Origin of the sequence: Streptomyces sp. NPDC088725 (assembly GCF_044751305.1) — a bacterium.
Taxonomy (GTDB): domain Bacteria; phylum Actinomycetota; class Actinomycetes; order Streptomycetales; family Streptomycetaceae; genus Streptomyces.
This window is the reverse complement of record NZ_JBIVLO010000007.1, coordinates 104,062-118,684: the sequence shown is the minus strand read 5'-3', so window position 1 is coordinate 118,684 and position 14,623 is coordinate 104,062. Positions and strand designations below refer to the sequence as shown.

11 protein-coding genes and 2 tRNA genes are annotated in these 14,623 nt (G+C 68.0%); 9 read left to right on the top strand and 4 right to left on the bottom strand.

The window, feature by feature from the left end; translation table 11 throughout:
• Positions 1–30: 30 nt before the first annotated feature.
• A complete protein-coding gene (locus ACIP6N_RS19230; RefSeq protein WP_401817032.1) occupies positions 31–1,275 on the bottom strand; it encodes a cation:proton antiporter in 1,245 nt (414 codons plus the stop codon).
• A 249-nt stretch (positions 1,276–1,524) separates the two neighbouring features.
• Here ACIP6N_RS19230 and ACIP6N_RS19225 point away from each other — a divergent pair, with 249 nt between their 5' ends.
• Positions 1,525–1,968: an HD domain-containing protein gene (locus ACIP6N_RS19225; protein ID WP_401817030.1), complete on the top strand. Its 444-nt coding sequence runs from the start codon at positions 1,525–1,527 to the stop codon at positions 1,966–1,968.
• On the opposite strand, the gene ACIP6N_RS19220 is transcribed toward ACIP6N_RS19225, so the two are convergent.
• The gene (locus ACIP6N_RS19220) at positions 1,965–3,152 is read right to left on the bottom strand and encodes an acyltransferase family protein (protein ID WP_401817029.1); all 1,188 of its coding nucleotides are present in this window, start codon (positions 3,150–3,152) and stop codon (positions 1,965–1,967) included. The two genes, ACIP6N_RS19225 and ACIP6N_RS19220, sit on opposite strands and share 4 nt — an antisense overlap.
• A 460-nt stretch (positions 3,153–3,612) precedes the next feature.
• On the opposite strand from ACIP6N_RS19220, the gene ACIP6N_RS19215 reads away from it, so the two are divergent.
• Positions 3,613–3,807 carry a hypothetical protein gene (locus tag ACIP6N_RS19215; protein ID WP_401817027.1) on the top strand — a complete coding sequence of 65 codons (195 nt, stop codon included), beginning with the start codon at positions 3,613–3,615 and terminating at the stop codon, positions 3,805–3,807.
• A 148-nt stretch (positions 3,808–3,955) separates the two neighbouring features.
• Here ACIP6N_RS19215 and ACIP6N_RS19210 read toward each other — a convergent pair.
• Positions 3,956–4,029: transfer RNA gene (locus tag ACIP6N_RS19210), tRNA-Gly, on the bottom strand.
• A 151-nt stretch (positions 4,030–4,180) separates the two neighbouring features.
• On the opposite strand from ACIP6N_RS19210, the gene ACIP6N_RS19205 reads away from it, so the two are divergent.
• The 5 genes from ACIP6N_RS19205 (at position 4,181) to clpX (ending at position 9,088) form a co-directional block, all read left to right on the top strand.
• A tRNA-Pro gene (locus tag ACIP6N_RS19205) sits at positions 4,181–4,257 on the top strand.
• Between the two features lie 302 nt (positions 4,258–4,559).
• Entirely contained in the window at positions 4,560–6,008 is a 1,449-nt protein-coding gene (gene tig, locus ACIP6N_RS19200; protein ID WP_401817025.1) for a trigger factor, read from the top strand.
• 288 nt (positions 6,009–6,296) lie between these two features.
• Entirely contained in the window at positions 6,297–6,902 is a 606-nt protein-coding gene (locus ACIP6N_RS19195) for an ATP-dependent Clp protease proteolytic subunit (protein WP_401817379.1), read from the top strand.
• 53 nt (positions 6,903–6,955) lie between these two features.
• Positions 6,956–7,630, top strand: coding sequence for an ATP-dependent Clp protease proteolytic subunit (locus tag ACIP6N_RS19190; protein WP_401817023.1), 675 nt, complete (start codon positions 6,956–6,958; stop codon positions 7,628–7,630).
• Positions 7,631–7,795: 165 nt separating this feature from the next.
• Positions 7,796–9,088: an ATP-dependent Clp protease ATP-binding subunit ClpX gene (gene clpX / locus ACIP6N_RS19185; RefSeq protein ID WP_401817021.1), complete on the top strand. Its 1,293-nt coding sequence runs from the start codon at positions 7,796–7,798 to the stop codon at positions 9,086–9,088.
• 87 nt (positions 9,089–9,175) lie between these two features.
• Here the strand turns inward: clpX and ACIP6N_RS19180 are convergent, their stop codons facing one another.
• Positions 9,176–10,225, bottom strand: a complete 1,050-nt coding sequence (locus tag ACIP6N_RS19180) for a hypothetical protein (protein ID WP_401817019.1) — start codon at positions 10,223–10,225, stop codon at positions 9,176–9,178.
• Between the two features lie 137 nt (positions 10,226–10,362).
• Between ACIP6N_RS19180 and ACIP6N_RS19175 the strand changes: the two genes are divergently transcribed.
• Together ACIP6N_RS19175 and ACIP6N_RS19170 are read left to right on the top strand one after the other, a co-directional pair.
• Positions 10,363–12,984, top strand: coding sequence for a valine--tRNA ligase (locus ACIP6N_RS19175; RefSeq protein WP_401817018.1), 2,622 nt, complete (start codon positions 10,363–10,365; stop codon positions 12,982–12,984).
• Positions 12,985–13,103: 119 nt separating this feature from the next.
• Positions 13,104–14,621, top strand: a complete 1,518-nt coding sequence (locus ACIP6N_RS19170; RefSeq protein ID WP_401817017.1) for a bifunctional folylpolyglutamate synthase/dihydrofolate synthase — start codon at positions 13,104–13,106, stop codon at positions 14,619–14,621.
• The last annotated feature ends 2 nt before the right edge of the window (positions 14,622–14,623 follow it).

Genomic DNA, 14,623 nt, shown 5'->3' with positions numbered 1-14,623 from the left:
CCCTTGGCGCGCCTGTCGGCAGGCGCGGAGTCAGCCGGCTGACGCTTTCTCCAGGGACGGCCCGTCCGGCACACCGGCCAACGAGCCACCGGCCAACGAGCCAACGTCCGGAGGGCCGTCGGCGCCCCGGCCCGGCCCGTCACCGCCCGGCAGGATCCGCGCCAGCCAGTGCGATCTGCCCGCCGCCAGGGGGCCGAGGACCGCCAGCACCAAGACGTAGCCCGCGATGAACGGCGCCAGACGTCTGTCCAGGCCCGCACCCGCCGCCATCGTCGCGAGAATCAGGGCGAATTCGCCCCGGGCCAGCAAGGTGGTCGAGATGTTCGCCGCCGGTCCGGCGCCGAAGCCGTAGATCCTGGCCGCGGAGAGGCCCGCGACCACGTTCATCAGCAGGGTCACCGCGACCGCGGCGAGTACCGGCCACAGCACGGTCGGCAGGTCGCCCGGGTTGATCGACAGCCCGAAGCCGAAGAAGAAGATCGCGCCGAAGGCGTCCCGCAGCGGATGTACGAGCTTGCGTATCCGCTCGCCTGATGTGGTGCTGCCGAGCATCAGTCCGACCATGAACGCACCGATGGCGTCCGCGACTCCGAACCACTCGGAGACACCGGCCACGAACACCGCCGCGCCGAGGAAGGAGATGACGAGCAGTTCGTCGTCCTTCGTGTTCACCAGGCGCCCGACGACCTTGGTGCCGAAGCGGGCCGCGAGGGCGAGCAGCAGCAGGAAGCCGAAGGCCTTCCCGCCGTCCACCAGCGCCGCGGACAGGCTGTCGGCGCCGGACAGGATCGGCTGGAGCGCCGCCAGGTACAGGGCCAGGAATATGTCCTCGACCACGATGATGCCGAGGATCGGCTTGGTCTCGGGATTGCCGATGCGGTGGAGGTCGACCAGGACCTTCGTGACGATCGCGGACGAGGAGATGCCGAGCACACCCGCCAGCACCAGCGCTTCCGACGTGCCCCAGCCCAGTGCGAAGCCGAAGCCGAGCCCCGCCCCGACGTTCAGCGCGAGGTACGTACCTCCGGCCAGGGCCATTTTGCGGCCGCCGGTCTTGAGGTCGTCCAGGTGGAATTCGAGGCCGAGGTAGAAGAGCAGCAGCACCAGGCCCAGGGCCGAGAGCATGTCCAGGTCGTGCGGGTCGGACACCAGCACGATGCCCGGCGTGTGCGGGCCGAGGAGGATCCCGGCCAGGATGAACAGCGGGATGGTGGGCAGCTCGATGCGTCTGCCGAGTCTGGCGAGGAGGGCGGCGGCCAGGAAGGCGCCGCCCATGGCGATGAGGGTCTCTGCGTGTCCGATGGGCCTGTCCTCCTGTAAGTGCGGCAAGCGTGCGCCGGGCGAACGCGGCAGCGTCCGAGTAAAGCAAGCGTCAAGGATTGTCTTTACTTACTTTACCAAAGGTTTTACTAAGCAAACCTCGCCACCGCACGGGACGCACGGAGCCGACCGCGCCGGAAGCGTCTCCGCTCTCGGAGCGACCGCCTCTGGAGCCCCCGCGCGAAGGGCCGTACTGTCGGCCGCATGCCGTATCTCACGCTCGCCGAGGTCGAAGCCATCGCCCGCGCGGCCCACGCGCCCCAGACCGACAAGGCGGGACGCCCGTACGCCGAGCACCTTGAAGCGGTAGCGCAGGGCGTACGAACCCGGGGCGGCTCCGACGAGCAGATCGCGGCCGGCTGGCTGCACGACGCCATCGAGGACAACGCCCTCAGCAGGGAATGGCTCGACGCGGCCGCGCTGTCGCAGCCGGTCAAGGACATGGTTCTCGCCCTCACGAAGGTGCCGGGAGAGGGGCTTGAGGCCTACGCCCGGCGGATCCTGTCCGTCCCGGGCGCGCGTCTGGTGAAGGAATCGGACCTCGCCCACAACGCAGATCCGGGCCGCCTCGCCGTACTCGGTGAAGCGACCCGGATCCGTCTTGTGGAGAAGTACGCGAAGACGCGTGCCCTGTTGGGACTCTGCTAGGACTTGCGGGCACCTGAGGCACCGGCGGGCTCCTCGCGGAAGGCCCAGTTCATCTCCGGTTCCGTCGCGAAGCGGAACGCGCGGCGGACCGGGGGTGTGCACAGCAGCGTTACCGTGACCGCCGCCACGACCGACAGCAGTACCTCGCCGGCCGGGTCGCTCAGCCAGCTGTAGGTCTCGAAGAGGCCCGCGAAACCGGCACCCTTGATGAGGAAGCCGTGCAGCAGGTAGCCGCAGATCGTGCCCGCGCCGAGCGCCGTGAACCACATGTGCCTGCGCGGTACCCAGGACAGGAAGCCGGCCGTGAGCAGCAGCGAGCAGCCGAAGACGGCGAGCGTCATCACCGGCCCCGCCCACCACACGTGATCCAACTGCTGAGCGCTCATGTTGTGGTAAAGCCAGTCCGTCTGGAAGCGGGGGGCCACCCAGTAAGCGAAGGCCACCGCGGCCGCGAAGAGCGGAATGGCCAGCATGCGGACCTCGCGCCGGCGTACCAACTGGAAGTGCTCCGGCTTGAGGCAGAGGCCGAGCACGAAGTACGGAAGGAACTGGAGCACTCGCTGGAGGTCGAGATCCGAACCCATGCTCGGCGTGAACGACGCGAGCGCGGCGATGGTGAGTGCCACGGGCAGGGGGTAGCGCACCATCCGCCAGAGCGGGGTGGTGAGACGCCAGATGAACAGCGCGATCAGGAACCAGGTGAGGAACCACGGGTCCTGGAAGCTGAAGTCCAGCTGGTGGGGGTCGTCCGCGACCCACTTGAAGAGCGAGTAGCCGCCCTCGAAGACGAAGTACGGTACGGCCACCCCGGTCACCAGCCGCTTGATCTGGTACGGCTTGGCGGTGAAACTCCGCGAGAAGTAGCCGGAGATGATGATGAAGGCCGGCATGTGGAAGCTGTAGACGATCAGATAGAGAGCTTTGGTCGCCCGGCTGCCGTCCATGACGGGTTCCCAGAAGTGCGCCACCGCGACGAGCACGATGGCCAGGTACTTGGCGTTGTCGAAGAACGCGTCTCGCTTCGTGGACGCGCCCGGCCGGGTGGTGGCCACCGGTCCTGCGGGCAGTTCGACAGCCGGTGTCGGCGTGTCGGCCATGGCCACCGGGGCAGTGTGGGGGGCGGACTCCGGTTCCCTGGCCAGGGGGAGCGGAGTCCTCTCATATCCATGCGGAGCCTGAACCATTCGATGCACCTTAGCGGCGCGCAAACCAATTCGTAAAACCTCCTGCCCAGAAGGGCATTCGAATCCGACAGCCATGACGCCCGGGTGTTATGCGCCAATTAATCACCCTAAACCCGGTCATAACGACGGCGTATGTCGAGCGATGTGACGGCACGTGAATTACCGTTGAGGCGGTTCTTGGTGAAGCTTGGAATGCGCTGTGAATGACCTGTGTGCATGGGGAAATGATCGAACCGAATTCCTGTCCGACTTCGCGACACGCCGATCGGCCGCCGCACGCGCGGCAGTTGGTACGGGCACGGCGCGCGGGGCGTGCGAATGGCGCGATCCTGATGGCGACGATTCGGTCACCGGGCCCCAAACGCAGGGGCGTTGATGGCACGATGGTGCGCAGCGGACGCGCGGGGTGGTGTGCACTTACGCGGCCGGCAAGGCGGACCGACCGAGGATGTGATCAGTTGTGGCTCTTTCACTGTCTGTGGTGGTGCTGTTGGCAATCATCCTTGTGGTGCTCTTCCGCGGCGGCTCCATCAAGCCGGGACCGGCGGTGGTCGCCATCCTCTTCGGCTTCTTCCTGGCGTCGACCGACATCGCTCCGACGGTGAACAACTTCCTGAACTCACTGGCCGAGATGATCAGCAAAATAAGCTTCTGAATCCCGCTGCCCCACGCGACCGCCGTAGTCCGCGAGACCCCTGCGGCTCCTGCGTGGACGCGGGCTCCTCGGGCAGCAGCCGCTCCCGCGTGTACGCGAACGGCCCGGCCGGTGATCCATCACCGGCCGGGCCGTTCGTCGTGAAGCATGGAGCGGGCGACGGGAATCGAACCCGCGTAGCTAGTTTGGAAGACTAGGGCTCTACCATTGAGCTACGCCCGCACACCGCGCCGCAGGTCAGTGCGACCTCGGCACGAAGAGCATCTTAGCGGGTCTCCGGGCCCTGCCGCACACCCGCGTGGCCGCACGCCGCGCACTCGCGCAAACATGCCGCCGAGGCGTCCCCGGGCATGTACCCTACGTGTCGCACCGACGGGGTGTGGCGCAGCTTGGTAGCGCGTCCGCTTTGGGAGCGGAAGGTCGTCGGTTCGAATCCGGCCACCCCGACCATCACGCACGATGCCCGACCACGCACGGCAGATCGCGTACGGCATCTGAACATCCGCGTGCGTACGACCCTTCTGTCCCGCGTGAGCGATCCGGATATCCAGCGCGACGGTCCCGATCGCGCACCGCGCCCGATCACGCCTGATCAAGATCGCGTTGTGGGGCGCTTCCTGCTTGCGGTTACTATGCAGGTTGCGTGCCCGAGTGTCTGACGAGTCTCTGAAGAGCCGGGCCGATCCGCTGAACCACCGCACTGCGGCGGACGCAGCAGAACCCCAGAATCAGCCACCAAGGAGACCGAAACCGTGAAGAGCGCCGTGGAGACCCTGAACCCGACTCGGGTTCGGCTCACTGTCGAGGTGCCCTTCGAGGAGCTCAAGGACAGCCTCGACGCGGCGTACAAGAAGATCAACCAGCAGGTCACGGTGAAGGGCTTCCGGAAGGGCAAGATCCCGGCCCGCGTCATCGACCAGCGGTTCGGTCGCGGTGCTGTGCTGGAGGAGGCCGTCAACGACGCCCTCCCGAAGTTCTACACCGACGCCGTCAACGAGGGTGAGCTGAACGTCCTCGGACAGCCCGATGTCGACATCACGGAGCTGAAGGACGGCGAGCTGCTGTCCTTCACCGCCGAGGTGGACATCCGCCCGGTCATCGAGATCCCGGACTACTCCGGCATCGAGGTCACCGTCGACTCCATCGAGGTCACCGACGAGGACGTCGAGAAGTCGGTCGAGCAGCTGCGCGACCGCTTCGCCTCGACCAACCCCGTCGAGCGCGCCGCCGCCGACGGTGACGTCGTCACGATCGACCTGGAGGCGAAGGTCGACGGCGAGGTGCTGGAGGACGGCGTCGCCAGCGACGTGTCGTACACCATCGGTTCCGGCGAGCTGCTCGACGGCATCGACGAGGCCGTGACCGGCCTGGAGGCCGGTGGCGAGGCCACCTTCACCTCCGAGCTGAAGGGCGGCTCCGCCGAGGGCAAGCCGGCCGAGGTCACCGTCAAGGTGACGGCCGTCGCCGCCCGTGAGCTTCCCGCGCTGGACGACGAGTTCGCGCAGATGGCGAGCGAGTTCGACACGCTGGAGGAGCTGAAGGCGGACAGCCGCAAGCGCCTTGAGACCTCGAAGCAGTACGACCAGGCCACCCAGGCCCAGGAGCGCGTCCTCGACGAGCTGCTGAAGCTGACCGAGGTGCCGATCCCCGAGAAGCTTCTCGCGGAGGAGATCAACACCCGCAAGCACAACCTCGAGCACCACCAGCTCGGCCAGATGGGCCTCGACCTCGCGAAGTACCTGGAGATCCAGGGCAAGACCGAGGAAGAGTTCGACGCCGAGACCGAGGAGCAGGCGGTCAAGGGCATCAAGACCCAGTTCATCCTCGACGAACTGGTCAACAAGGAGAAGCTGAACGTGAGCCAGGAGGAGCTGACCGAGCACCTCGTGCGCCGCGCGCAGTCCTCCGGCATGTCCCCCGACCAGTTCGCCCAGGCCGTCGTCGAAGGCGGCCAGGTGCCGATGCTCGTCGGCGAGGTCGCCCGCGGCAAGGCGCTCGCGGTGGTCGTCGAGGCCGCCAAGGTCATCGACACCAACGGTGAGGTCGTCGAGCTGGACGACGAAGAGGACGAGACCGGCGAGACGGTCCAGGCCGCCGACGCCGAGGCCGCTCCGGCCGACGCCCCGGAGGCCACCGAGGCCGCCGCCGACGCCGACAAGGGCGACGACAAGGGCGACTCGGCAGAGAAGACCGAGGCCTGACAGCCTCGCTCTGGCAGCGCTCTGACAGCGCTCTGAACTGTCAGGACGGGCCCCGGACGCGACAAGCGCCCGGGGCCCGCTCCGTCCGCCCCCGGGGCCCGTACACGGCCGCACGGCGCCTCAACTACCTTGCGCTCCCAGCGAACAGTCAAGGAAGCGGGATGGCGCCCGCCGACCAGCGCGTTAGGGTCCATGAATACCGGGGTGGGGCAGTTCCCCACTCAGGAACGAAGACGCTGAGACGGCCGCAGCCGTCAGAGACGAGCAGGTGTATACGTGACGAATCTGATGCCTTACGCCGCCGGTGAGCCGTCCCTCGGTGGTGGCCTCGGCGACCAGGTCTACAGCCGACTGCTCGGAGAGCGGATCATCTTCCTCGGCCAGCAGGTCGACGATGACATCGCCAACAAGATCACGGCGCAGCTCCTCCTCCTCGCGGCCGAGCCCGAGAAGGACATCTACCTCTACATCAACAGCCCCGGTGGTTCCGTGACGGCCGGCATGGCCGTCTACGACACCATGCAGTACATCCCGAACGACGTCGTCACCATCGGTATGGGCATGGCGGCCTCCATGGGCCAGTTCCTGCTCACCGGCGGCACCGCGGGCAAGCGCTTCGCGCTGCCGAACACCGACATCCTCATGCACCAGGGCTCGGCGGGCCTCGGCGGCACCGCCTCCGACATCAAGATCCAGGCCCAGCAGCTTCTCCGCACGAAGAAGCGCATGGCCGAGATCACCGCGCTCCACACCGGCCAGACCGAAGAGACGATCATCCGCGACGGTGACCGCGACCGCTGGTTCACTGCCGAGGAAGCCGTGTCGTACGGCATCATCGACGAGATCATCTCCGCTGCTTCGGGTGTTCCGGGCGGCGGCGGCACCGGGGCCTGAGCGTCACAGTCCCGACCAGCCGGCCCAGCCCCCTCCCAGCGAACGCCATCAGGATGGTGAACACCCACATGAACAACTACGCCGCGAGCGGCCTCTACACCGGCCCGCAGGTGGACAACCGTTATGTCGTCCCGCGCTTCGTGGAGCGCACCTCGCAGGGCGTGCGCGAGTACGACCCGTACGCGAAGCTCTTCGAAGAGCGCGTGATCTTCCTCGGCGTGCAGATCGACGACGCCTCCGCCAACGACGTCATGGCGCAGCTGCTCTGCCTGGAGTCGATGGACCCCGACCGTGACATCTCGATCTACATCAACAGCCCCGGCGGCTCGATGACGGCGCTGACCGCCATCTACGACACGATGCAGTTCGTGAAGCCGGACATCCAGACGGTGTGCATGGGCCAGGCCGCTTCCGCGGCCGCGATCCTGCTCGCCGCCGGCACCCCCGGCAAGCGACTCGCCCTGCCGAACGCGCGCGTGCTCATCCACCAGCCGTCCAGCCAGACCGGACGCGAGCAGCTGTCCGACCTGGAGATCGCGGCCAACGAGATCCTGCGGATGCGTGCCCAGCTCGAAGACATGCTGGCCAAGCACTCGACGACCCCGATCGAGAAGATCCGCGACGACATCGAGCGTGACAAGATCCTGACCGCCGACGACGCGCTGGCGTACGGTCTGGTCGACCAGATCGTGTCGACCCGCAAGACCACGGCCGGCGCGAACGCCTGACGCCTCCGGCGCCCTTGGCACGGGGCATACGGGTCGACGTGAAGTCGCTCGACCATGTGAACCGTGCCAAGGGGGGCCCGAACGGGGCTCCGGGCAAGGTACGGTCGGATATGAGGCACAGGAGCCGCTGAACCAAGCTGCTCCCAGGCGAAGGGGAAGCACCTCGTGGCACGCATCGGTGATGGCGGCGACCTGCTCAAGTGCTCGTTCTGCGGGAAGAGCCAGAAGCAGGTGAAGAAGCTCATCGCAGGGCCCGGTGTGTACATCTGCGACGAGTGCATCGATCTCTGCAACGAGATCATCGAAGAGGAGTTGGCGGAGACCTCCGAGGTGCGCTGGGAGGAACTGCCCAAGCCGCGCGAGATCTACGAGTTCCTCGAGGGCTACGTCGTCGGGCAGGAGCCCGCGAAGAAGGCCCTCTCCGTAGCTGTGTACAACCACTACAAGCGTGTCCAGGCCGGTGAGAACGGCGGCGGGACGGGCCGGGACGACGCGATCGAACTCGCCAAGTCCAACATCCTGTTGCTGGGTCCCACGGGCTCGGGCAAGACGCTTCTCGCCCAGACGCTGGCGCGCATGCTGAACGTGCCGTTCGCGATCGCGGACGCCACGGCGCTGACGGAGGCCGGCTATGTCGGCGAGGACGTCGAGAACATTCTGCTCAAGCTGATCCAGGCCGCTGACTACGACGTCAAGAAGGCCGAGACCGGGATCATCTACATCGATGAGATCGACAAGGTCGCGCGCAAGAGCGAGAACCCGTCGATCACCCGCGATGTCTCGGGCGAGGGCGTCCAGCAGGCCCTGTTGAAGATCCTGGAAGGCACCACCGCCTCCGTCCCGCCGCAGGGCGGACGGAAGCACCCGCACCAGGAGTTCATCCAGATCGACACGACGAACGTGCTGTTCATCGTGGGCGGTGCCTTCTCCGGTCTGGAGAAGATCATCGAGTCGCGCGCGGGAGCGAAGGGCATCGGCTTCGGTGCCACGATCCGCTCCAAGCGCGAGATCGAGGAGAGCGACCAGTTCCAGGAGGTCATGCCGGAGGACCTGGTGAAGTTCGGGATGATCCCCGAATTCATCGGCCGTCTCCCGGTGCTGACCTCGGTTCACAACCTGGACCGCGAGGCGCTGCTCCAGATCCTCGTGGAGCCGCGCAACGCGCTGATGAAGCAGTACCAGCGCCTGTTCGAACTCGACGGTGTGGAGCTGGAGTTCGACCGGCCGGCGCTGGAGGCCATCGCCGACCAGGCGATCCTGCGCGGCACCGGCGCGCGCGGGCTGCGGGCGATCATGGAGGAAGTCCTCCAGTCGGTGATGTACGAGGTGCCGTCCCGCAAGGACGTGGCCCGCGTGGTCATCACGGAGGAAGTCGTCCACTCGCACGTCAACCCGACGCTGGTCCCGCGTGAGCCGCGCATCGTCAAGAACGACGGGCGGCACGAGAAGTCCGCGTGACGCGCGGCGGTTTCCGCCGTACGACGTGACAGGGGCGCCCGGCCAGTCCAACTGGCCGGGCGCCCCTGTGTCTTGCGTGAGCCGCTGTCAGGACTTCACGCGTACGTCGTTCCGGAGTTTGGCGGTGGTGGCAGCGCCGTCCTCCAGCGGGTCCTTGCCGGCCATCAGGTCCGCCGTGTCGACGGGCACGTTGAAACCGAGGGTGCTGTGGTCGCCCCAGACGCAGATCGAGACGGCGAGTTCCTCCGGTCCCGCGGGGGTGTCGCCCGCCGCCGGCTGGTCGTTCGGGACCTTCATCGCCTGGCACTTCAGAACGGCGCCGTCCAGACCCGCCGGCTCGAACGCCTCGGGGCTGCCCGCCAGCGCGCCCGCGGCCTCGCCCCCGTCTTCCTTCGCGCTTTCCGCGGTCTTTTCCGCCAGGTACGCGAACATCGCGTCCACGGTCTTCTCGGGGTCGTCGATCCGCCCGTAGACGCCGCCGAAGGTCAGGTACTTCTGGGCGAGCGGGTTGGACCCGTCCCCCGCGGTGTAGGTGGCGCCGACGTCCTGGGCGCCCTTCACACCCCAGCTCTCGGCGTCCTTGAGGTCCTCGTCGGTCATGAAGCGGCTGCCGCCCTTGGCATCGTTCTTCTTGTACTGGCCGTCGATCACCGCTGCCGGCGTGGTCAGCTTGTGCGGCCCGTCGTCGGCGATCGAGTCACCCGCGCCCGTGGTCAACAGGTAGGCGCCACCGCCGATCACCGCGAGCGCCACCACGACCGCGGCGATGATCAGGCCGGTCTTCTTCTTGGTCGCGGGACCGGGAGGAGGCGGGAACTGGCCGCCTCCGTAAGGAGGCTGCTGACCGTAGGGGTTGGCCTGTCCGGGCTGACCGTAGGGCCCCGGCTGTCCGGGCCGGCCCGGTCCGTGGGGCCCCGGCTGCCCCGGGTAGCCGTACGGTCCCGGCTGCTGCGGCTGCTGCTGCGGATAACCCTGCGGGGGCTGCTGCGGGAAACCGTAACCGGGCTGCGGCTGCCCCTGCGGCGGCTGCCCGCCGTACGGGCCCGGCTGACCGTACGGTCCTGGCGGCGGCTGGTGACCGTACGGTCCCGGCTGCGGCGGCTGGTCACCGTACGGTCCCGGCTGGTTGCTGCTCATTTTGATCTGTCCCCTTCAGATATTTATCCGTTCCGAACATCCTGGCGGAGCCGGCGGTGAGGGGACGCACCGGGGCCTGATCCGTCACGGAACAACGCGTTTCAGTGCGGAGCCGTGACACCTCTAAACTGGGCTCCGTGACCGAGAACTCTCAAGCGCAGCCAGCCAGCACTCCGGAATTGCCGACCCAGTACGCGCCGGCCGAGGTGGAGGGTCAGCTGTACGCGCGCTGGGTGGAACGCGGTTATTTCGAAGCCCACGCGACGAGCGAGAAGCCGCCGTTCACCATCGTCATCCCGCCGCCGAACGTGACCGGTTCGCTCCATCTGGGCCACGCCTTCCAGCACACGCTGATGGACGCTCTCACCCGCCGCAAGCGGATGCAGGGCTACGAGTCGCTGTGGCTGCCGGGCATGGACCACGCGGGCATCGCCACCCAGAACAAGGTCGAGCAGCAGCTGGCCGAGGAGGGCAAGTCCCGCCAGGACCTGGGGCGCGCGGAGTTCACCGACCGCGTCTGGAAGTGGAAGGAAGAGTACGGCGGGAAGATCCTCGGCCAGATGCGCCGCCTCGGCGACGGCGTCGACTGGTCGCGTGAGCGCTTCACCATGGACGAGGGCCTGTCCAAGGCCGTCCAGACGATCTTCAAGAAGCTGTACGACGACGAGCTGATCTACCGCGCCGAGCGCATCATCAACTGGTGCCCGCGCTGTCTCACGGCGATCTCCGACATCGAGGTCGAGTACCAGGACGACGACGGCGAGCTGGTCTCGCTCAAGTACGGCGAGGGCGACGAGACCGTCGTCGTCGCGACCACCCGGGTCGAGACGATGCTCGGTGACACCGCCGTCGCCGTCCACCCCGACGACGCGCGGTACGCGCACCTCATCGGCAAGCGGATCAAGCTTCCGCTCACCGACCGCACGATCCCGGTCGTCGCGGACGAGCACGTCGACCCGGAGTTCGGCACCGGCGCGGTCAAGGTGACCCCGGCGCACGACCCGAACGACTTCGCGATCGGCCGGCGTCACGGCCTGGAAAACCTGACGATCATGGACGAGCGTGCCGTCATCACCGTCCCGGGTCCCTTCCAGGGCCTCGACCGGTTCGAGGCGCGCTCCGCGATCGTCGAAGCACTGCGCGAGCAGGGCAGGATCGTCGCCGAGAAGCGCCCGTACACCCACTCCGTGGGTCACTGCTCCCGCTGCCGGACGACCGTCGAGCCGCGTCTGTCGCTCCAGTGGTGGGTCAACGTCTCGCCGCTCGCCAAGGCGGCCGGTGACGCGGTCCGCGACGGCCAGGTCACGATCCACCCGCAGGACATGTCGAAGCGCTACTTCGACTGGGTCGACAACATGCACGACTGGTGCATCTCGCGTCAGCTGTGGTGGGGCCACCGCATCCCGGTCTGGTACGGCCCCGAGGGCGAGGTCGTCTGCCTCGGCCCCGACGACGAGCCGCCGACGGGCGAGGGCTGGACGCAGGACCCGGACGTCCTGGACACGTGGTTCTCGTCCGGCCTGTGGCCGTTCTCGACGCTCGGCTGGCCGGAGCGGACGCCGGACCTGGAGAAGTTCTACGCCACCGACGTCCTGCTCACCGGCCACGACATCATCTTCTTCTGGGTCGCCCGGATGATGATGTTCGGTCTCTACGCGATGGACGGCACCCCGCCGTTCCGCACCATCGCGCTGACCGGTCTGGTCCGCGACGAGTTCGGCAAGAAGATGTCGAAGTCCAACCCGAACGCGGTCGACCCGCTGGACTGGATGGACGCGTACGGCTCCGACGCAGTCCGCTTCACCCTGGCCCGCGGCGCCAACCCCGGTGCGGACGTGCCGATCGGCGAGGACTGGGTCCAGGCGTCCCGCAACTTCGCCAACAAGATCTGGAACGCCACGCGCTTCGCGCTGATGAACGGCGCGACGGTCGAGGGCGAACTGCCCGACGCCGCCGAGCTGTCCGCCACGGACCGCTGGATCCTGTCCCGGCTCAACGCGACGGTCGCGCAGGTCGACGCGTACTACGACGACTTCCAGTTCGCGAAACTCACCGACGCGCTCTACCACTTCGCGTGGGACGAGGTCTTCGACTGGTACGTCGAGCTGTCCAAGACGACGTTCTTCGCGGGCGGCGAGCAGGCCAAGGTCTCGGGCCGGGTCCTCGGCGAGGTCCTGGACGTCACGCTGCGTCTCCTGCACCCGATCGTCCCGTTCGTCACCGAGACGCTGTGGACCACGCTCACCGGCAAGGAATCGGTTGTCATCGCCGACTGGCCGAAGGACAGCGGGTTCCGTGACGCGGCGGCCGAGCGGGAGATCGAACACCTCCAGGAGGTGACCACGGAGGTCCGCCGCTTCCGCGCCGACCAGGGCCTCCAGCCGGGTCAGAAGGTCCCGGCCAGGCTGGACCTGACCGGTACGTCACTGGCGGCGCACGAGGCGGCGATCCGCCAGCTGCTGCGCCTTCAGCCGGCCGAGGAGGGCTTCCAGGCGACGGCGACCCTCCCGGTCGCGGGCGCCACGGTCGCGCTGGACCTCTCCGGCACGATCGACGTCGAGGCCGAGCGCAAGCGCCTGACCAAGGACCTCGGCGCCGCCGAGAAGGAGAAGGCGCAGTCGACCGCGAAGCTGGGCAACGAGGCGTTCCTGGCGAAAGCTCCGGACAACGTGGTGGACAAGATCCGTACCCGCCTGGCCAAGGCGGAGGCGGACATCGAGCGCATCTCGGCGCAGATCGCGGGCCTTCCGCAGAGCTGACGCGAGCAGGCTCCCGGACCGGCCGGTCCGGGAGCCGCGCACGGCGCGTACCACCTCCGGAACCGGCCCCGCGGCCCGGCCCGGCGTCCGGTGTCCGCGGCGCTCCGTAGACTGGGCGTGTGAGCGAGCACCGTCCTTCCGACCAGCCCGGCGAGTACGACGACGATTTCGAAGAGATCGTCCACGCCGAGACCGACCGTGACCCCGACCTCGCGGTGATCGAGGCCGGCAGCCGTACCCTGCGTGCCCAAGCCGGGCAGCGGCAGGGCGACGACGTGCCGGCCCGTCCCGAGGACCCCGAGGTGGACAAGGCGCTGCGCGCCGTGGAGCAGGAGCTGGCCGGCCGCTGGGGCGAGACCAGACTCGATCCGTCCCTGGCCAGGATCCAGGCGCTGATGGATGTGCTGGGCGACCCGCAGCGGGCCTATCCGACCATCCACATCACCGGTACCAACGGCAAGACCTCCACCGCCCGCATGATCGAGGCGCTGCTCAGCGCGTTCGACCTGCGCACCGGCCGGTACACCAGCCCGCACGTCCAGTCGGTCACCGAGCGGATCAGCCTCGACGGCGCCCCGATCTCCGCCGAGCGTTTCGTCGAGACGTACGACGACATCAAGGCGTTCGTCGACCTGGTGGACGGCAAGCAGGAGCACCGCCTCTCGTTCTTCGAAGTGCTCACGGCCATGGCGTACGCGGCTTTCGCCGACGCCCCGGTCGACGCGGGCGTCGTCGAGGTCGGCATGGGCGGGACCTGGGACGCGACGAATGTCATCGACGCGGCCGTCGCCGTCGTCACCCCCATTGATCTGGACCACACGGACCGGCTCGGCTCGACCCCCGGTGAGATCGCGGTCGAGAAGGCCGGGATCATCAAGCAGGCCGCGACCGTCATCCTGGCGCAGCAGCCGGTGGACGCCGCGCAGGTGATGCTCAAGAAGGCCGTCGACGTGGACGCCACAGTCGCCCGCGAGGGCATGGAATTCGGCGTGGTGGCCCGCGAGATCGCGGTCGGCGGCCAGCTGATGACCCTGCGCGGGCTCGGCGGCGAGTACGAGCAGGTCTTCCTGCCGCTGTACGGGGCACACCAGGCGCACAACGCGGCGGTGGCGCTCGCGGCGGTCGAGGCGTTCTTCGGCGTCGGCGCCGAGCACGCACGGCAGTTGGACATGGACACGGTCCGCAAGGCGTTCGCGTCCGTCACGTCGCCGGGCCGCCTGGAGGTCGTACGCCGCTCGCCGACCGTCGTGCTGGACGCGGCGCACAATCCGGCGGGTGCCCGCGCGGCGGCCGACGGCATCACCGAGTCCTTCGGCTTCAGCCGGCTGATCGCCGTGGTCGGCGCCAGCGCGGGCAAGGACGTACGCGGAATCCTGGAGGCGCTGGAACCGATCTGTGTGGATGTGGTGGTCACGCAGAACTCCGACGACCGCGCGATGGACGCGGACGAACTGGCCGCTGTGGCCGTCGAGGTCTTCGGCGACGACCGCGTCCAGGTAGAGCCCCGGCTCGACGACGCCATCGAGGCGGCGATCACGCTCGCCGAGGAGGAGAGCGAGTTCGCCGGGGCCGGTGTGCTGGTGACGGGTTCGGTCCTCACGGTCGGCGAGGCCCGGCTGCTGCTCGGGAGGGGCTGAAC

Coding starts and splice junctions, on each gene's coding strand:
- ACIP6N_RS19225 (WP_401817030.1), top strand. CDS start 1,525: ATGCCGTATCTCACGCTCGCCGAGGTCGAAGCCATCGCCCGCGCGGCC.
- ACIP6N_RS19220 (WP_401817029.1), bottom strand. CDS start 3,152: ATGGTTCAGGCTCCGCATGGATATGAGAGGACTCCGCTCCCCCTGGCC.
- ACIP6N_RS19230 (WP_401817032.1), bottom strand. CDS start 1,275: ATGGGCGGCGCCTTCCTGGCCGCCGCCCTCCTCGCCAGACTCGGCAGA.
- ACIP6N_RS19180 (WP_401817019.1), bottom strand. CDS start 10,225: ATGAGCAGCAACCAGCCGGGACCGTACGGTGACCAGCCGCCGCAGCCG.
- ACIP6N_RS19190 (WP_401817023.1), top strand. CDS start 6,956: ATGGTGAACACCCACATGAACAACTACGCCGCGAGCGGCCTCTACACC.
- ACIP6N_RS19195 (WP_401817379.1), top strand. CDS start 6,297: ATGCCTTACGCCGCCGGTGAGCCGTCCCTCGGTGGTGGCCTCGGCGAC.